This window comes from Rhizobium beringeri (assembly GCF_004306515.1).
GTDB classification, from domain to species: domain Bacteria; phylum Pseudomonadota; class Alphaproteobacteria; order Rhizobiales; family Rhizobiaceae; genus Rhizobium; species Rhizobium beringeri.
Genome location: NZ_SILG01000001.1, coordinates 56,780 through 74,396, shown reverse-complemented (window position 1 = coordinate 74,396; position 17,617 = coordinate 56,780). Strand labels below are relative to the sequence as shown.

Sequence of the window (17,617 nt, the reverse complement as noted above, 5' to 3'; positions counted from 1 at the left end):
CCCGCAGTTTTTAAAGCAACCCTAGTTCTCCTGCCGTGCGGGAGCAGCCGCGTCCAAGAGTAATATTTGATGACCGATAGCAAAGACCAGCCGATTTCGCCGGAAGGCGTCGGCAACTTGCCCCATCTTGCCGAAGCCCTTGATGACGACCGGTTTCGACACTTTCTCGATCATGTGCCATTCGCGGTGGCTGTCTCCGAACTCGGTGGCGACGAGCCGCTGATTTACGTCAACCTCGAATTCGAACGTCTGACGGCGCTTGAGGCAACCGAGGTCCAGGGAAAACCCTGGCCGGAAATTGAATTGAAGTCCACCGCTGTCTCCGGAGAGGTGCCGCTCACGGCCGCTGTGACCTCTGCGGAAGAGTATATTGGTGCCTTCTCGCTGGTGGCCGAACCCGAGAGCACCGTCATTATCGATGTCTGGTCGAATACGATCGTCGACGATGATGACACGCCGCTTTTCCGATTGGTGGCCTTTGCTGCCCGCAATGAGGCGACGGCCGCCGAGAGCTTCAGCGAACTGCTGACGGAGAAAGATGTCCTTCTGCGGGAACTTCAGCATCGCGTGAAGAATAATCTTCAGATGATCACGGCGCTCATCCGCATGGAGGCGCGCAATGCTCAACAGAATGAGGAAAGCGAAAGGTTTGCACGGCTTGCCGGGCGGATTGAAGCCCTGGCCCTGCTCTATCGCTCGCTGTCAGACGAAGAGAAAGGCGCCACAGTCGATCTTGGCACCTATGTCAGCCAGATTGCCGCCTCGGTGATGGCGGCCCACGCGGTGGAAGGGATCCGGCTGGACATGAAGGTCGATACCTGGCCGGTTTCGGTCGATGTCGCCATGCCGGCCGGTCTCGTCATCAACGAACTCCTCACCAATACGCTGAAGCATGCCTTCGTGGGGCGTGATGGCGGCGAAATCACGCTCCGCTGTGTCGTCAGCGATACCGGCTGCAGGATCACCGTTGCTGATAACGGCGTCGGTCTTCCCCAGGATGTGACCTGGCCGCAGCCGGGAAAGCTGAGCGCGATGATCGTACAGTCGCTGAGACAGAATGCCCGCGCCGAGGTTGAAGTGAGCTCGTCCCCTGACACCGGCATGAGTGTCTCCCTCGTCTTCCCCAGAGTTGAAGCGGCCCGATAGAGCGCCGCGCGTCTTTTCAGACGCGCTAAGGACGCTCTATCACTTTGAATCTGCGCGTAATCCTTTGTGCGCTAGCCACCACATCAATGTGTGTTTGGGGCGCCCCCAAGAGCGCCCCAATGCGTCTGTCGATACGAGCGGGCTTACATCTTCGGCAGCAGCACCTTGTCGACGACGTGGATGACGCCGTTCGACTGCTTGACGTCGGCAATCGTCACATGGGAGACGCCGCCGTTTTCATCGGTCAGCGTAATCTTGCCCATGCTCTCCTTGGCTTTCAGCACGCAGCCGCCGACGGTCTTGATGTCGTGCTCGCCGCCGTCATCCTTGATCATCTTGGCAACGGTCTTGGCCATCGCATCGGCGGCAACGACGTGGCAGGTCAGAACCTTGGTCAGCGTCGCCTTGTTTTCCGGCTTCAGCAGCGTATCGACGGTGCCCTTCGGCAGCGCGGCAAAAGCTTCGTTGGTCGGCGCAAAGACGGTGAAGGGGCCCTTGCCTTCGAGCGTGCCGACCAGGCCGGCGGCCTTGACGGCGGCGACCAGCGTCGTGTGATCCTTGGAATTCACGGCGTTCTCGATGATGTTCTTGCTATCGAACATCGCAGCGCCGCCGACCACCGGGTTCTTGGCGGCGGCAAAGGCGACGGCGGACATGGCAGTGGCGAGCGCGAAGCCGCGAAATACGGACTTGATCATGATTTTCTCCTCACCGGACACCATCCGCGGGCTTTATGCCTGAGCGTCGTCCGGACAATTCGAACTACGGAGGGCTACGCCGAAGAGTTTCAGACAGGAGAAATTTGATTGACGACTGGCACGATGATGTCGGCACGATCATGGCCGGTGCGATTAGGGTCGGTGCAGGGGGCCGCTTGCGATCACCGGACCGGTCGCCTGTCCGGTCGGCGAGCCGCCGAAGGGTTCAAGGCTCACGGCAAGCGTTGCGCCATCGGCGACCTGGCTGCGCAGATCGGCGGGAATTACAAGTTCGCCGCTTTCGCCCGGCTGGAACACACCGAGCGATCTCGTCATGCCGCTGCCCGGTACCAGCCAGAGTTCCAGCGACTTCTCCTCCGGCTTTCCGGCGGCGACCGGCACGATCTTCAGGCGGCCGCTCTGCATCTCATAGGAGGCGAGAAGATTGATGGTGCTGTTCTGGCCCGAAAGCGAGGCTACCAGCGGTGCCGGTCCCTGCGGCTCCGGCACCACGCCGGAGGCGAAGATGACGGCGCTGACGGCGACGACGATGCAGGCAAAGCTCAGCGAGCGCCAGAAAACGGCGGAATTCCAGAGCCCTTGCGAAAAGGATGCGGGCTTTTGGCCATCGCCGAAAAGCCGCGCCTCGATCTGCTTGAAGGTTTCCCGGTTCGGAGCGGCGGCTTCATACTCGTCGTTGAAGGAGGAGAGGTTGGTTTCCCAACGGCTGACGATCGCAGCGAAGGGCCGATCGTGGCGCATGCGCTCTTCCACCACCCGGCGATCCTGCAGCGACAGGACGCCAAGCACATATTCGCCGGCGAGAACCTCGTCGCGGGAGCGGTCTCCCTTGCTTTTGTCGGGCGATGTCATCGTTCCATGCACTCTCTCAGTTTCAAGAGGCTGCGCCTGAGCCAGGTCCGCATCGTGTTCAGCGGGACACCAAACTGATCGGCCAGTTCCTGATAGCTCAGCCCTTCGACATAAGCCCGTTTCACCGCGACCGCACGATCAGCTTCCAACTCTTCCATGCAGGTGTCAATCCGCCTTCCTTCATCCTTCGTCACCGTCTGCATTTCCGGGTCGGGCCCGGCATCGGCAAGATCATAGACCGTGTCCAATTCGTCGGCGACGGGCTTGCGCGCCCGCAGCGCATCGATCGACCGGTTGCGGGCAATCGCGGCGAGCCATGCCGATGACGAACCCGAGGCGACGGAGAAGCTGCGAGCGCGCTGCCAGATGCTGATATAGACTTCCTGCAGGGCCTCGTCGGCTTCCGTGCGATCCTTCAAGATACGCAGGCAGATCGAGAAAAGTTTCGGTCCGGTCTGATTGTAGAGGGCCACGAAAGCCCTGCGGTCGCCGAGTGCAACGCGGCCGATCAGGTCTGCGATGTCATCGCCTTGCATGCCGTTCCTCATCTCAAGCTTGCGTGCGCCAGACCGTAACGGCGTCCGGCTCCGCGCCAGATACGAAAAACTATTGCCCTCTGGATTATTCCCTCAGTCAGAAACTTGCGATAAAAGGCCGCGAACAATTCTGCGGGGTTCCCATGAACGAAACCGAAAGCGAAATGCAGGCACGGCTTCTGGCCAAGGCACTGCCCTTCATGCAGCGTTACGAGAACAAGACGATTGTCGTGAAATATGGCGGCCACGCCATGGGCAATCCCGAGCTCGGCAAGGCCTTTGCCAGCGACATCGCCCTTTTGAAGCAATCGGGCGTCAACCCGATCGTCGTTCATGGCGGCGGCCCGCAGATCGGTGCCATGCTGAGCAAGATGGGCATCGAATCGAAATTCGAGGGCGGGCTTCGCGTCACTGACCAGAAGACGGTCGAGATCGTCGAGATGGTGCTCGCCGGCTCGATCAACAAGGAAATCGTCGCCCTCATCAACCAGACCGGCGAATGGGCGATCGGCCTTTGCGGCAAGGACGGCAACATGGTCTTCGCCGAAAAGGCGCGCAAGACCGTCAAGGATCCGGATTCGAACATCGAGCGCGTGCTCGATCTCGGCTTCGTCGGCGAAGTGGTCGAGGTCGACCGCACGCTGCTCGATCTGCTCGCCCGCTCCGAGATGATCCCGGTCATCGCCCCCGTGGCGCCTGGCCGTGACGGCGCCACCTACAATATCAATGCCGATACCTTCGCCGGCGCCATTGCCGGGGCGCTGAACGCCACCCGTCTGCTGTTCCTCACCGATGTGCCGGGCGTGCTCGACAAGAACGGCCAGCTCCTCAAGGAGCTTTCCGTCGCCGAAGCGCATGCGCTGATTGCCGACGGTACGATTTCGGGCGGCATGATCCCGAAGGTCGAGACCTGCATAGATGCGATCAAGGCCGGCGTGCAGGGCGTCGTCATCCTGAACGGCAAGACCGCCCATTCCGTGCTGCTCGAGATCTTCACCGAGCACGGCGTCGGAACGCTGATCGTTCCCTGAACCAGGCTGCGCCCTTCACTTGCCAAGGGCGGATCTTCCTGACACGGGAACAGGGTATCGAGGAAAGCAATGCGCCTGACAGACTGCTATAATTTTCACGATTTCCGGCGCATGGCCAAACGGCGTCTTCCCGGGCCGATATTCGACTATATCGACGGCGGTGCCGATGACGAGGTGACGTACCGGCGCAATACGGCGGCGTTCGAGGCTTGCGATCTGGTGCCCGACGTTTTGCGCGGTGTGGCCGAGGTCGACATGTCGGTGACCGTCATGGGGCAGAAGCTCGCAATGCCGGTCTATTGCTCACCGACGGCGTTGCAGCGCCTTTTTCACCACCAGGGGGAGCGGGCGGTCGCGGCGGCGGCGGCAAAACACGGCACGATGTTCGGCGTCTCCTCGCTCGGCACGATCAGCCTGGAGGAAGCCAGAAAGATCAGCAACGGGCCGCAAGTCTATCAGTTCTATTTCCACAAGGACCGCGGCCTCAACCGCGAGATGATGGCGCGGGCGAAAAATGCCGGCGTGCAGGCAATGATGCTGACGGTCGACAGCATCACCGGCGGCAACCGCGAGCGCGACAAGCGCACCGGCTTTGCCATTCCCTTCAAGCTCAATCTTGCCGGCATGACCCAGTTCGCGATCAAGCCTTCCTGGGCGATCGACTGGCTGACGCACGAGCGTTTCCGGCTGCCGCAGCTCGAAAACCACGTCAAGATGGATGGCGGCGCGCTGTCGATCAGCCGATACTTCACCGAGATGCTGGACCCCTCGATGTCGTGGGACGACGTGGCAGAGATGGTGCGCGAATGGGGCGGGCCATTCTGCCTGAAGGGCATCATGTCGGTCGAAGACGCCAAGCGCGCGGCCGAGATCGGCTGCAGCGGCATCGTGCTTTCCAATCATGGCGGACGTCAGCTCGACGGCTCGCGCAGCGCATTCGACCAACTGGCCGAGATCGTCGACGCCGTGGGCGACCGGATCGACGTGATGATGGATGGCGGCGTGCAGCGGGGAACGCATGTTCTTAAAGCGCTGTCGCTGGGGGCGAAGGCCGTCGGGCTCGGGCGCTATTATCTCTTCCCGCTTGCCGCTGCCGGACAGCCCGGCGTCGAACGGGCGCTGGAGACGATGCGCACCGAGATCGAGCGCGGCATGAAGCTGATGGGCTGCACCTCGGTCAGCCAGCTCAGCCGGCGAAATCTGCGCTTCCGTTCCTGAGCGGAACGGGATTTCATTGCGGGCTGCAGCCTTTCGCACCAGACCTGCGGCCCTCGGGCATTCGACGTCAGAGCAGGCTATAAATCGCCGCCGCCTCCTGTTTCAACTTTTCCATCATCGACCGGTAAGGCCCCGGACCATAACTGACGCGGCCGACGCCGAGCTTGGCCAGCGTCTTCACATCAGGGGCACCTGTCCGCATCATGATGTTGACCGGCAACGGCGATGCGGCGCAGATCCTCTCGATCAAGGCGGGATCGATCAAGCCAGGAACGAAGAAGCCGCTGCCGCCTGCGGCCGCATAGGCCTTGCCTCGCTCGATCGCCTCGTCCACCAGACCGGCATGTTTGGAAAGATCGCTCTCGGCCAGGAAGAGATCGGTGCGGGCGTTGATGAAGAAGGGGATATTCTTGCCCTCCGCCATCTCGCGAATGGCGCGGATGCGGGCCGTCTGCCTCTCCACCGGATAGAGGCCATCGCCGCCGAGCACCTGATCCTCGAAATTGATGCCGATAGCGCCAACCTCCACCAGTTTGGCAACGTTGGCGGCCGCTCCCGTAGGTTCGGCCGAATAGGCGCCTTCGAAATCGACCGAAAGCGGCAGATCGACCGCAGCAGTGATGGACTTCGCCGTTTCGACCAGCACCGACATCGGCAGCTTCTCGCCGTCGGCATAACCATGAGCAGCGGCCACCGACCAGCTTCCCGTCGCAAGCGCCTTAGCGCCGCCATCGGCGACGGCCTTGGCCGTGCCGGCATCCCAGATATTGTAAAGAACAACCGGGTCGCCCTTACGGTGCAATGCTCCGAATGCCTTGGCCTTTTCAGTCTGGTTCATGCCGTCTCCTCCATGTTGGGTGCTTGTGCGCTGATCTTCTCTTCATGCCGCAGCAGCCATTGCTTGCGCCAGAGCCCACCGCCATATCCCGTCAGCGAACCGTCAGCGCCGAGGATGCGATGGCAGGGCACGACGATGGCAAGCTGATTGGCGCCGTTGGCGCGGCCGACGGCACGCACGACCTCCGGCCTTTCCATCTCCCTTGCAAGATCGCCATAGGCGCGCGTCTGGCCGGCAGGGATATCCATGAGCTTTGCCCAGACATGTTTTTCGAAGGGTGCGCCGCCGAGCGCCAACGGCGTCTTGAAGACTGTCAGCCGCCCTTCGAAATAATCCCGGATCTCCGCCTCGATCTGGTCGATCGCCGGCGTGCGGCCGATCGCAACCGAGGAGCGGACGCGCTTCTGTAGCGCCTCGAGCTCGGTCGGCAGTGCCTTACGGTCGTGGAATTCGAGAAGATGCAGATGCGTCCGGTCAGCAACGGCCACCATCGGCCCGAGCGGTGTCTCGAACCAGTCGGTAAAGAGAAGTTCACGGTTCTGCGAGAGCGCCGGCGCCTTGCCGACGAGCCGCTGAAAAGCCGTCCGGAAACCACTTGGAGATTCATATCCCGCCTCAAGCTGCGCATCGATGACGCGCGCGCCATCAGCCAGTTGCCGGGCCGCCTCGCCCAACCGGCGATAGCGGACGATATCGTGGAAGGTCATGCCGAGCGCCCGCTTGAAGGCGCGACGCACGGTTGAGGGATCGTGGCCGCGGCGCACGAGCTCATCTTCGGTCCAGCGCAGCTGCGGCTCGCGGTCGAGAGCGGCAAGCAGCTCGTCGACGATTGGCTCCCTGCCCGGCTGCTCCAGCGGCCTGCAGCGCTGGCACGGGCGGAAGCCGGAATGCATGCAGGCGGCGATCGTATCGAAAAAGAGCGTATTTTCCCGCTTCGGCTTGCGTGCCGGGCAGGTCAGACGACAGAAGATGCCTGTCGTCTTGACGCAGACATAGGCCTGCCCCTCATAATCGGCGCTGCGCGCGATCAGGGCATCATAGAGCGTATCATCGTCGGGGCGTTCGAAAAGCATGACCGCTTTCTAGCATCCCGCCCCCGCGCCGTCCGCCGAAAATCGGGCGTCTATTCTTTCTTGTCGATTTCCTTGGCGGATAAGCCGTGCCATAAGACCGCCATGACCAAGATCGACCGCACGCCTGATAAAACCGATTTCGAGCACGTCACAGACTGGGTCTTCGACCTCGACAACACGCTCTATCCGCATCATGTCAATCTCTTCGCGCAGATCGACAAGAACATGACCGCCTATGTCGCGGCACTCCTGCAGATGGAGCGGGAAGAGGCGCGCAAGCTGCAGAAGCAATACTACCTCGAGCATGGCACGACGCTGCAGGGCCTGATGATCCATCACGGCATCGACCCGAACGACTTCCTCGAAAAGGCACATGCGATCGACTACACGGCGCTGACGCCGCAGCCGGAACTCGGCGAGGCAATCAAGGCGCTGCCGGGGCGCAAGTTCATCTTCACCAATGGCAGCGTCAAGCATGCCGAAATGACGGCGGAGGCGCTCGGCATTCTCGAGCATTTCGACGACATCTTCGATATCGTCGCCGCCGATTACGTGCCGAAGCCGGCGCAGGCGACCTACGACAAGTTCGCGGCGCTGAAGCGGGTCGAAACCACCAAGGCCGCCATGTTCGAGGATCTGCCGCGCAACCTGACGGTGCCCAAAGCGCTCGGCATGCAGACCGTGCTGCTCGTGCCGCGCAATCTGGAAGAGACGGTGGTCGAATGGTGGGAAAAGACCAGCGGCGAGGAGGATCACATCGATTTCGTCACCGACGATCTCGCCGCTTTTCTCCGCAAGATTACCGGCTGAAGCATTACGAAGTTTTCACTCAGCTTACCGATGTTTAACTGGGTCTTCCGGGCCTGCGGCCATATCTTCTTTCGTGAGGGGACACCTTACGAAAGGCAAACATGATGTACCGCAACAAGCTGATACTGGCAGCGCTTTCCTCCACCCTCATCTTCGGCGCAGCCGCCGGGGCAGTTTTTGCCGCACCCGGTGACGGGCCGCGTCAGCACCCCGGCAGGCACGGTCCGGGGCCTGCAGCCTTCCGCGAAATCACCTATGTCCGCATGCTGAAGCAATTCGATACGAACAAGGATGGACAGGTCTCCAAGGACGAGGCGACCGCCGGCCTCGACAAGATCTTCGCCGCGATCGATACCAACAAGGACGGTTCGCTGACCCCGGGCGAAATCCGTGAGTATCGGAAAACGCAGATGCAGGCGATGAGAGATCAGCGCAAGCAGGAGGCCGGCGAAAATAAGGATGCGAATGCCGCAGCCGCGACGCCAGACAATAACGACCAGGGACGGCCGCCTCGCGAAGGTCACGATGGTCGTGACGGGCATCGCTGGATGCGCCATGGCGGCAATTTCATGCGCGCCTCGATGATGATGCAACGGATCGACACCGACCAGAACGGTCAGATTTCCAAACAGGAAGCTGAAACCGCCTTCGACAAGCTGTTCACCCGGATGGACCGCAACAAGGATGGCGTCATCTCGATCGACGACATGCCGGACCGGCCGTTGCTCTAGAACAGGATGGCGACTTCCCCTTGCCTTTCCCCGCCTCAGCGGGGAGAGGCTCTGCAGCTCGTCCCTCCGAAGCGCCTATTCGCGGTGTTCGTAGAAATCCTGGACGATCTTCCAAGCGGCTTCAGCGGTGTCGACGAAGCTGATCAGCTTGACGTCGTCGGGCGCAATCGTCCCGAATTCCGCCAATGCGTCGAAATTGATGATGCTCCGCCAGAACGCCTCCCCGAAGAGGATCAGCGGCAGGCGCTCCATGCGGCCGGTCTGGATCAGCGTCAGGCATTCGAAGAATTCGTCGAGCGTTCCGAAGCCGCCGGGAAAGACCGCGATCGCCTTGGCGCGCACCATGAAGTGCATCTTGCGGATGGCGAAATAGTGGAAGTTGAAGCTGAGTTCCGGCGTGACATAGGCGTTCGGCGCCTGCTCGTGCGGCAGCACGATGTTGAGGCCGATCGAAGGGGCACCCTCGTCGGCCGCGCCGCGATTGCCGGCCTCCATCACGCCGGGGCCGCCGCCGGTGACGATGACATATTCGTGGAAATTGAAGGTGGCCGAATATTTCGAGCAGAGCCGGGCGAATTTGCGCGCCTCGTCATAATAGACGGAAGCGGCCTCCAGGTTGACGCGCTGGATATCGTTACGGGCCGCCCAGGCGCTCTGACCGGGGGCGGGAATGCGGGCGCCGCCGAACATGACGACGGTCGACTTGATGCCGCGTTCGGTCAGCATCATCTCCGGCTTCATCAGTTCCAGCTGCAGGCGGATCGGCCGCAGCTCCTCGCGGCAGAGGAAATCCTCGTCGACATAGGCAAGGCGGTAGGCAGGCGACATCGTCTGCGGCGTCTTCGGCACGGCTTCGGCGCGCTGCCTATCGGTCGAGCTGCTCTTCAGCGGGTCCCATACGCCATCCTTGCGCCGCGAACCGCCGTTTCGTCCCTTCGCCATGTCGAAATGCCTTTCGGTATTGCCGGCTACGAAGCCGGATATGTCGCTACAACGCCTTGAATCCAGGTATGATCTTGTCGGAAAAATCATTCCGTTCTACGGCTTCATGCTGTAGAGCAGGGTAAACCCCGCCAACCGCACTTCCGGAGACACCCCGTCTCCACGATAAAGATCGAAGTTTAAGGAATTCTCATGAGCGCCACCGACCTCGCATCCCTCGAAAAGATCATCGAAGCCGCCTTCGACAATCGCGACAATGTGAACACGTCGACGAAGGGCGAGGTTCGCGATGCGGTCGAATCAGCACTCGATCTGCTCGATGCCGGCCAGGCCCGCGTCGCCGAACGCTCCGCCGACGGTGCCTGGACGGTCAATCAATGGCTGAAGAAGGCCGTGCTGCTGTCCTTCCGGCTCAACGACATGGATGTGGTGAAGGGCGGCTCGGGCAACTCGAGCTGGTGGGACAAGGTTCCTTCGAAATTCGAAAACTGGGGCGAGAACCACTTCCGCGCTGCCGGCTTCCGCGCCGTGCCGAACTGCGTCGTGCGCCGCTCGGCCTATATCGCCCCGAACGCGATCCTGATGCCCTCTTTCGTCAATCTCGGCGCCTATGTCGGCGAAGGCACGATGGTCGATACCTGGGCAACGGTCGGCTCCTGCGCGCAGATCGGCAAGCATGTGCATCTCTCCGGCGGCGTCGGCATCGGCGGCGTCTTGGAACCGATGCAGGCTGGCCCGACGATCATCGAGGACAATTGCTTCATCGGCGCCCGTTCCGAGGTGGTCGAAGGCTGCATCATCCGCGAAGGCTCGGTGCTCGGCATGGGCGTCTATATCGGCAAGTCGACCAAGATCGTCGACCGCGCCACCGGCGAGGTGACCTACGGCGAAGTGCCGCCCTATTCCGTCGTCGTCGCCGGCTCGATGCCGTCGGGCAATGCGACGATGGGCAACGGCCAGCCGGCGCCGCATCTCTACTGCGCCGTCATCGTCAAGCGTGTCGATGAGAAGACTCGCTCGAAGACCGGCATCAACGAGCTGCTCAGAGATTGATGACACCGGGACGTTGATCCGGTAAATAGACGGCGTCTTTTTACGCGAGGCGGCCCCGCCTTGCCATGTCTTTGCCATTCCCGCCGGATAGTTCGACCGCCATGACCGCTACCGACCCCGTCGCCAATCTTCAGACGCTGATTCGCTGCCCGTCCGTGACGCCCGCCGAAGGCGGCGCACTATCGGCGCTGGAGGCAATGCTTGCGCCGCTCGGCTTTTCGGTCGACAGGGTGAAGGCGAGCGAGGCCGGGACACCCGACATCGAAAACCTCTATGCTCGCCTCGGCAAGGATGGCCCGCATTTGATGTTTGCCGGCCATACCGATGTCGTGCCGGTCGGCGACGAAGCTGCCTGGACGCATCCGCCGTTTGCCGCCGAGATTTCCAAGGGCGAGCTTTTCGGCCGCGGCGCCGTCGACATGAAGGGCGGCATCGCCTGTTTCGTCGCCGCCGTCGCCCGGCATATCGAGAAAAACGGGCCGCCCAACGGCTCGATCTCCTTCCTGATCACCGGCGACGAGGAAGGGCCGGCGATCAACGGCACGATCAAGCTGCTGCAATGGGCGGCCGAACGCGACGAACGCTGGGATGCCTGCCTGGTCGGCGAGCCGACCAATCCGGACAGGCTCGGCGACATGATCAAGATCGGCCGGCGTGGCTCGCTGTCGGGTAAAATCACCGTTCACGGCGTCCAGGGCCATGCCGCCTATCCGCATCTTGCCGACAATCCGGTGCGCGGCATGCTGCAGCTCACTCACGCGCTGATGAACCCGCCGTTTGACGGCGGCACCGACGATTTCCAGCCGTCGAACCTCGAAGTGACCACGGTCGATGTCGGCAATCCGGCGACCAACGTCATTCCGGCCAAGGCATCGGCAAGCTTCAACATCCGCTTCAACGACAGCTGGACCGTCGAAACGCTGCGTGCCGAAATCCTGCGCCGTCTGGACGTTGCCGCCCGGGATGGCGCGTTGCGGCCGGGCCGCGAACCGGTGGCCTACGATATCGTCTGGGCCGATCGGCCGAGCCATGTCTTCCTGACACGCAACAATGCGCTGATCGCTTCGCTGTCTTCAGCCGTCGAAAGCGTTTCCGGCCAGTCGCCGCGGCTTTCGACCACCGGCGGCACATCGGATGCGCGCTTCATCAAGGATTATTGCCCGGTCGTCGAGTTCGGTCTCGTCGGCCAGACGATGCACATGGTCGACGAGCGCGTGGCTGTCGCCGATCTAGAGACGCTGACGGCGATCTACGAAACCTTCATCGCCCGCTGGTTCGCCAATGCCGGGCTTTAGGGAGGTTCAATATTACCTGGCCGGCCTCTGGCTGCTGATCCGGCTGGATCCGCGCGGCTTCCGCTACCTCGATATGTCCGAGCGCGGGGTCAACCGTTCGTTCTGGGCAATGCTCTGGTGCCTGCCGCCGATGGGTATTTCCTGGCTCTGGTGGCGGCAGGCCTTCCTGCGGTCGATGCCGCCGGAAGCCGATGTCGACTTTGCCTTCTATATCAGGCTCGGCCTCGTCGAGGTCGCCAACTGGTTCGTGCCGCTGGTCTTTGCCGGACTGCTGCTGCTTGCCGTCCGCATGGGCGAGCGTTTCGCCCCGGTCGTCGTCAGCGTCAACTGGCTCGGCGTGCCGCTCTCCTATATTAACGGGCTGCTGCTGGCGCTGGTGTTCTTCCTGCCCGGCTCCGTCGGCCTCGTCTCGCTGCTGCTGCTCGCCTTCATGCTGGCGCAGGTCTTCGTGCTGGCGCGCATCCTCCGGATGATCTGCCACGGTCACGCGCTGATGGTCGGGGCGCTGACACTGGTGCTGCTCGTGCCATCGATGATCCTTTCGGAATATCTGCAGCACTTCCTCGGCATCTATCCCGCCTGATCAGGCTCCTGCTGGAGCGGTATTTTCATGACAGATCATCATCGGTATCGGTGACCGGCCTTCGGCGATCGACGATCACCTCGGGATAATCCACCTGCATAAAATAGAGTCCGTCCGGCGGCGCCACCGGGCCGCAGGCCTTGCGGTCGCGCGCCTTAAGCGCCGCCTCGACATCATCGGGCGTCCATTTGCCTTCGCCGGCGAGCTTCAGCGTGCCGGCGAAGGAACGGATCTGGTTGTGGAGAAAACTCTGCGCCGTGGCGCGGATCTCGATCAGCTCGCCGTTGCGCGTCACATCCAGCCGGTCGAGCGTGCGCACCGGGCTGTTTGCCTGGCAATGGGCGGCGCGGAAGGTGGAGAAATCGTGCCTGCCGACCAGCCTCTGGGCGGCAGCGTGCATAACCTCGTGATCGAGCACCTTCGGCACCCACCAGGCCTTACCGGCTTCGAGCGCCAGCGGCGCTTTGCGACTGACGATGCGATAGAGGTAATGGCGCCGCAGCGCCGAAAAGCGCGCATCGAAGAAATCGGCAACCGCCTCAACGTCGAGTATGGAGACGCGCTCGCCAGCGAGCCTCAGATGCGCGTTCAAGGCATTCTGCAGCTGGTAGGGCGACCATTGCTTCGAAAGATCGGCATGGATCACCTGCCCCATGGCGTGGACGCCGGAATCAGTGCGTCCGGCGCCGCGGATCGACACCGTCTCGCCGGTCAGCGACAACACCGCGGCCTCGATCGCGCCCTGCACCGAGGGCCCGTTCTCCTGCCGCTGCCAGCCGACATAGGGGCCGCCGTCATATTCGACGGTCATGCGGAAACGCGGCATCAGGTAAGCCTCGTGCCCGCCGCAAGCGGCGTGCCCCTGAGGAAATCGGCCGCCGCCAGCGGTTTGCCGCCGGCCTTCTGCAGCCTGATCAGCCGCACCGCGCCCGAAGCGCAGGCGACCACGAGATCATCCGTCAGCAATTGCCCGGCAGCACCCTGCCCCTCAGCCAGTTCGGAAGCCAGCACCTTCACCCGCTCCGGCTTGCCGCCGATTTCGAGCTCGAACCAGGCCCCCGGAAACGGCGCCAGGCCGCGGATGTGATTGTGCACGTCCTTGGCATCCCTGGAAAAATCGATGCGCGTCTCGGCCTTGTCGATCTTGGCGGCATAGAGCACGCCGTCTTCCGGCTGCGGCGTCAGCGGCAAGTCGTTCATCTCGAGTTTCACCATGGCCTCCGCCATCGCCTTGGCGCCCACGAGCATCAGCCGGTCGTGCAACTCGCCAGCCGTCATATTCGGGGCGATCTCGACCTCGCGGGTCAGTGCGACGGCGCCGGTATCCAGACCCTTGTCCATCTTCATCACCATCATGCCGGTCTTTGTATCGCCGGCCATGATCGCCCGCTGGATCGGAGCAGCACCGCGCCAGCGCGGCAGCAGCGAGGCATGACCATTGTAGCAGCCATCCCGGGTGCCGTTCAAAATCGCCTCCGGCAGCAGCAATCCGTAGGCAACGACGACGCCGACATCGGCATTGAAAGCGCGAAACCTCTCGCGCTCCTCGGGGTCCTTGAAATTGACCGGCGTGAAGACAGGGAGGCCGAGCAGTTCGGCCGCCTGATGCACCGGCGATTTCTGCAGATCGAGGCCGCGCCGCCCGCCCGGCCGCGGCGGCTGCGTATAGACCGCAACGATCCTGTGCCCGGCATCGACGAGCAGGCGCAGGGTCGGGACCGAGAACTCCGGCGTTCCCATGAAGATGATGCGAAGAGACATTTTATCTCGCCAATTGAGGATCACCCGTCTTCAAACGGGTTTACGAGCTTGAGATCAAGCCCCTCGAAATCTCTGGTGTTGCGGGTCGCAAGCGTCGCGCCGTTTGCAAGGCAGATGGCGGCAATCATAGCATCCTGGACCGAAATAGGCCGCCCCATGCTTTCGCGTTTCGCTCGCAAGCGACCGGTTGCCATAGCCGTTTCCAAATCCCAGCCGACGATACGATCGCGAAACTGGCCTTTCACCAAATTCTCGATCGCGCGAAAGAAGCGGTCCGATCCTGTCTTCAAGAAAACCCTTTCGGCTCCGTGAATCTGCTCCGTCAAACCGACCGTGCAAAGCCAGATTCTCGAGCCATCCTGCCGCAATATCCAGGCCTTCACCTTTTCACTCGGCAATGGCCTGGCGAACTCGGAAATCACATTCGTATCGAGAACGATCATTCGAAATCCTCGAACTGTCGGCCGAAATCCTTTTTCCGCGCGGCCTCGATTTCGTCCATGATTGCAGCGAATTCATTGTCTACTGCGTTTTCGCTGACGAAAGCGGCGCGTATTGCTTCATACGCCGACAAGGTCTCGGGCCTTGCTTCGGTTTTTCTTTTCAGCGCTTCCCGCAGAAGCTCCTTGGCCTCGTCAGAAAGGCTGTTTCCGCTCCGCTGCGCCGATTCCGCAATGTCTCGCTTCATTGCTTCGGAAATATTTCTGATCAGAAAATCACCCATTCGGCACCTCCGTCATGATATCAGTGATATCATAGTGCCTGGCCGGTGAATTTTCAACGCAGCGTCAGAGCGCCTTGGACTTTGCCGCCTTGGTGAATTTCTTGATGACCATCTCCCGCTTCAGCCGCGAGATATAATCGATGAAGAGTACGCCGTTCAGGTGGTCGATCTCGTGCTGCAGGCAGGTGGCGAGCAGTCCGTCGGCTTCCACGGTCTGTTCCTTGCCGTTGCGGTCGAGATATTTGACCGAGACGACAGCCGGGCGCTCGACCTCGGCATAATAATCCGGAATCGAAAGACAGCCTTCCTCATAGACGGAGCGCTCGTCGGAGGATTTGACGATCTCAGGATTGATGAAGACCTGCGGCTGCTTTTCCTCGCCCTCGCGCGAGATGTCGATGACGAGCATGCGGCGCGGCACGCCGATCTGGATGGCGGCAAGGCCGATGCCCGGCGCGTCGTACATGGTTTCCAGCATATCGTCGGCAAGACGCTGCAGGTCGGAGTCCACCCGCTCGATCGGCTTGGACAGCTGGCGGAGAACGGGATCGGGAAGAATGATGAGTGGCTTGATGGTCATGGCGTTCCCATAACCCATCTTTTCCGACTATGGAATTATCCGGCAGGCGGGGAATACGCTTTTTTGCATCCCCGCCTGGAATTTCGCCATATTCGCCTCAGGCCGCCCGGCGGGCAGCGCTGGCGGAACGGCCATCCGGCCGGGCGCGGAAGCGCCGCAGCAGCTCGATCAGGGTTTCCACCTCGTCCTTGAGGCGGCGGGTTTCCGCTGAGGAGTGCTCGACCATGTCCGAATTCTGCTGGGTAATCGCACCCATGTTGCGGACGGCGACGCTGACCTCGTTGACGCCGGTCGCCTGATCGCGGGCGGCGGCGGCGATATCAGCGACGAAACGGTTGATGATGTCGATGCGACTGATCATGTCGTTCAGCGCCTCACCGGTGCTGGAGACGATGCCGACACCCTGATTGACCTGGGTCGAGCTCTGCGAGATCAGGTTCTTGATCTCCTTGGCCGCTTCCGCGGTGCGCTGGGCGAGTTGGCGGACTTCCTGGGCGACGACGGCAAAACCCTTGCCGGCATCACCGGCGCGGGCCGCCTCGACGCCGGCGTTCAGCGCCAGCAGATTGGTCTGGAAGGCGATCTCATCGATGACGCCGATGATCTTGGAGATCCCCGTCGAAGATTTCTCGATGCCGGCCATCGCCGAGACGGCGCTAGTGACGAGTTCGCCGGAGTTCTTCGCCTTCTCTTGCGTCTCGCGCACGGCGTCCGAAGCCTTCTCGGCATTGGCGGCCGTCTGGCCGACGCTGACGGACAGCTGCTGCAGGGCGGCCGAACTCTCCTCGACGCCTGCCGCCTGCTGGGCAGTGCGCAGCGCCAGATCGTTGGTTGCATTGGAAATGACGTCGGCGCCGCTCATGATATGGCCAGAAGTCTCGCGCACGGACGCGAAGGACTGGCGAAGGGCGCTGACGGCGCGGTTGTAGTCCTCGGCCATCTGCTGGAAATTGCCCGGCAGGTCGGACGGCAGGGTGGCTTCGAGATCGCCGTTCGACAGCGCTTCCAGACCGCGGCGCAGCTGCTCCAGCGCGATCGCCTGATCGGATTCGGCCTGGGCACGCTCCTCTTCCAAGGCACGGCGCTTTGCTTCGAGCGTCTCGAGATAGACCGAGATGGAATAGTCCATGTCGAGCATGCCGGCCTTGATGACGGCCGACAGCTTCTCGGCCAACTGCTTGCCCTGCTGGCGCGCAAACATCGACGGCCACTGCTTCTCCATGATGCCTTTGACGAGTTCTGACATGACGATGGCGTAACCGCCAATATACCAGCGCGGCTCCAGCCCGATGCGGGCGTGCGTCCGGCCGACCGCGGTCACGCCGTTGACATAGCTCTCGTCGAACGCGCCGCCGGCCAGATTGGCCCAATGATCCTGCTGGCGCTTCTTGGCATGGCCGACATGGTTCCTATCGGCGAAGAAGCCTGCGACAGCGGGGGTCTTGGCGATCTTGGCGTAGAATTTATCGAGGGCGCCGCCGATCAGCTCTGATATGACAGGGCGCAGATCCCGCATCGACTTGCGCGCTGCCTCATCCAGTTCGATGAAATCGAGGCGCTGCCTGAGGGCACTGTCGGTCTGCTGGGCGGTCATGGGGATCTCTGTACTTGGCGCGACGCGCGCGGGAAGGAATTTCTGCGCCGCAGGTTTTGGCCAATATGGTTGAGCAATCGTTAAATCGGACGGCGATTTCTTCTCCCCGAGCGAGGAAGAGCGATAGCTTG

General features: G+C 61.9%; 20 protein-coding genes. 8 read left to right on the top strand and 12 right to left on the bottom strand.

All coding sequences use genetic code 11. The features are described 5' to 3' along the window. Positions 1–69: 69 nt before the first annotated feature. Positions 70–1,146 (top strand): sensor histidine kinase, encoded by a 1,077-nt coding sequence (locus tag ELH03_RS00375; protein ID WP_128400823.1) that lies wholly within the window; start codon positions 70–72, stop codon positions 1,144–1,146. A gap of 143 nt (positions 1,147–1,289) precedes the next feature. On the opposite strand, the gene ELH03_RS00370 is transcribed toward ELH03_RS00375, so the two are convergent. The 3 genes from ELH03_RS00370 to ELH03_RS00360 form a co-directional block, all read right to left on the bottom strand. Then, positions 1,290–1,844: a fasciclin domain-containing protein gene (locus tag ELH03_RS00370; protein WP_128400822.1), complete on the bottom strand. Its 555-nt coding sequence runs from the start codon at positions 1,842–1,844 to the stop codon at positions 1,290–1,292. A 153-nt stretch (positions 1,845–1,997) separates the two neighbouring features. Further along, a complete protein-coding gene (locus ELH03_RS00365) occupies positions 1,998–2,717 on the bottom strand; it encodes an anti-sigma factor (protein WP_128400821.1) in 720 nt (239 codons plus the stop codon). Beyond that, positions 2,714–3,253: a sigma-70 family RNA polymerase sigma factor gene (locus tag ELH03_RS00360; RefSeq protein ID WP_018244545.1), complete on the bottom strand. Its 540-nt coding sequence runs from the start codon at positions 3,251–3,253 to the stop codon at positions 2,714–2,716. Before ELH03_RS00360 ends, ELH03_RS00365 begins: the two co-directional genes overlap by 4 nt. Positions 3,254–3,396: 143 nt before the next feature. Between ELH03_RS00360 and argB the strand changes: the two genes are divergently transcribed. Together argB and ELH03_RS00350 are read left to right on the top strand one after the other, a co-directional pair. Continuing rightward, positions 3,397–4,284 (top strand): acetylglutamate kinase, encoded by an 888-nt coding sequence (gene argB / locus ELH03_RS00355; protein ID WP_018068726.1) that lies wholly within the window; start codon positions 3,397–3,399, stop codon positions 4,282–4,284. 69 nt (positions 4,285–4,353) lie between these two features. Then, positions 4,354–5,502 carry an alpha-hydroxy acid oxidase gene (locus ELH03_RS00350; protein ID WP_105004765.1) on the top strand — a complete coding sequence of 383 codons (1,149 nt, stop codon included), beginning with the start codon at positions 4,354–4,356 and terminating at the stop codon, positions 5,500–5,502. Positions 5,503–5,569: 67 nt separating this feature from the next. Here the strand turns inward: ELH03_RS00350 and ELH03_RS00345 are convergent, their stop codons facing one another. Beyond that, a complete protein-coding gene (locus ELH03_RS00345; protein ID WP_128400820.1) occupies positions 5,570–6,340 on the bottom strand; it encodes an isocitrate lyase/PEP mutase family protein in 771 nt (256 codons plus the stop codon). Beyond that, on the bottom strand, positions 6,337–7,413 hold the full coding sequence (locus ELH03_RS00340) for a bifunctional transcriptional activator/DNA repair enzyme AdaA (RefSeq protein WP_130765851.1): 1,077 nt from the start codon (positions 7,411–7,413) through the stop codon (positions 6,337–6,339). The genes ELH03_RS00345 and ELH03_RS00340 overlap by 4 nt, the downstream gene beginning before the upstream one ends. 102 nt (positions 7,414–7,515) lie before the next feature. On the opposite strand from ELH03_RS00340, the gene ELH03_RS00335 reads away from it, so the two are divergent. Both ELH03_RS00335 and ELH03_RS00330 read left to right on the top strand, forming a co-directional pair. After that, entirely contained in the window at positions 7,516–8,223 is a 708-nt protein-coding gene (locus ELH03_RS00335; protein WP_128400818.1) for a pyrimidine 5'-nucleotidase, read from the top strand. Positions 8,224–8,327: 104 nt separating this feature from the next. Continuing rightward, positions 8,328–8,954, top strand: coding sequence for an EF-hand domain-containing protein (locus ELH03_RS00330; RefSeq protein WP_128400932.1), 627 nt, complete (start codon positions 8,328–8,330; stop codon positions 8,952–8,954). 75 nt (positions 8,955–9,029) lie between these two features. Here ELH03_RS00330 and ELH03_RS00325 read toward each other — a convergent pair whose 3' ends face one another. Further along, positions 9,030–9,896 carry an LOG family protein gene (locus tag ELH03_RS00325; protein WP_027681965.1) on the bottom strand — a complete coding sequence of 289 codons (867 nt, stop codon included), beginning with the start codon at positions 9,894–9,896 and terminating at the stop codon, positions 9,030–9,032. A gap of 192 nt (positions 9,897–10,088) precedes the next feature. Here ELH03_RS00325 and dapD point away from each other — a divergent pair, with 192 nt between their 5' ends. The 3 genes from dapD to ELH03_RS00310 all read left to right on the top strand — a co-directional run bounded on the left by dapD (position 10,089) and on the right by ELH03_RS00310 (position 12,827). Continuing rightward, positions 10,089–10,949 (top strand): 2,3,4,5-tetrahydropyridine-2,6-dicarboxylate N-succinyltransferase, encoded by an 861-nt coding sequence (dapD, locus tag ELH03_RS00320; RefSeq protein WP_128400817.1) that lies wholly within the window; start codon positions 10,089–10,091, stop codon positions 10,947–10,949. A 101-nt stretch (positions 10,950–11,050) separates the two neighbouring features. Next, positions 11,051–12,244 carry a succinyl-diaminopimelate desuccinylase gene (gene dapE / locus ELH03_RS00315; protein ID WP_128400816.1) on the top strand — a complete coding sequence of 398 codons (1,194 nt, stop codon included), beginning with the start codon at positions 11,051–11,053 and terminating at the stop codon, positions 12,242–12,244. Beyond that, entirely contained in the window at positions 12,231–12,827 is a 597-nt protein-coding gene (locus ELH03_RS00310; protein ID WP_128400815.1) for a hypothetical protein, read from the top strand. The genes dapE and ELH03_RS00310 overlap by 14 nt, the downstream gene beginning before the upstream one ends. 25 nt (positions 12,828–12,852) lie before the next feature. On the opposite strand, the gene truA is transcribed toward ELH03_RS00310, so the two are convergent. The 6 genes from truA to ELH03_RS00280 form a co-directional block, all read right to left on the bottom strand. Beyond that, on the bottom strand, positions 12,853–13,653 hold the full coding sequence (truA, locus tag ELH03_RS00305; protein WP_128400814.1) for a tRNA pseudouridine(38-40) synthase TruA: 801 nt from the start codon (positions 13,651–13,653) through the stop codon (positions 12,853–12,855). Continuing rightward, positions 13,653–14,588, bottom strand: coding sequence for a methionyl-tRNA formyltransferase (gene fmt / locus ELH03_RS00300; RefSeq protein WP_128400813.1), 936 nt, complete (start codon positions 14,586–14,588; stop codon positions 13,653–13,655). The genes truA and fmt overlap by 1 nt, the downstream gene beginning before the upstream one ends. 20 nt (positions 14,589–14,608) lie before the next feature. After that, entirely contained in the window at positions 14,609–15,031 is a 423-nt protein-coding gene (locus ELH03_RS00295) for a type II toxin-antitoxin system VapC family toxin (RefSeq protein WP_128400812.1), read from the bottom strand. Next, positions 15,028–15,312 (bottom strand): FitA-like ribbon-helix-helix domain-containing protein, encoded by a 285-nt coding sequence (locus ELH03_RS00290; RefSeq protein ID WP_128400811.1) that lies wholly within the window; start codon positions 15,310–15,312, stop codon positions 15,028–15,030. Before ELH03_RS00290 ends, ELH03_RS00295 begins: the two co-directional genes overlap by 4 nt. A gap of 64 nt (positions 15,313–15,376) precedes the next feature. Continuing rightward, positions 15,377–15,892, bottom strand: coding sequence for a peptide deformylase (gene def / locus ELH03_RS00285; protein ID WP_020397424.1), 516 nt, complete (start codon positions 15,890–15,892; stop codon positions 15,377–15,379). Between the two features lie 97 nt (positions 15,893–15,989). Beyond that, a complete protein-coding gene (locus ELH03_RS00280) occupies positions 15,990–17,486 on the bottom strand; it encodes a globin-coupled sensor protein (RefSeq protein ID WP_128400810.1) in 1,497 nt (498 codons plus the stop codon). Between the last annotated feature and the right edge of the window lie 131 nt (positions 17,487–17,617).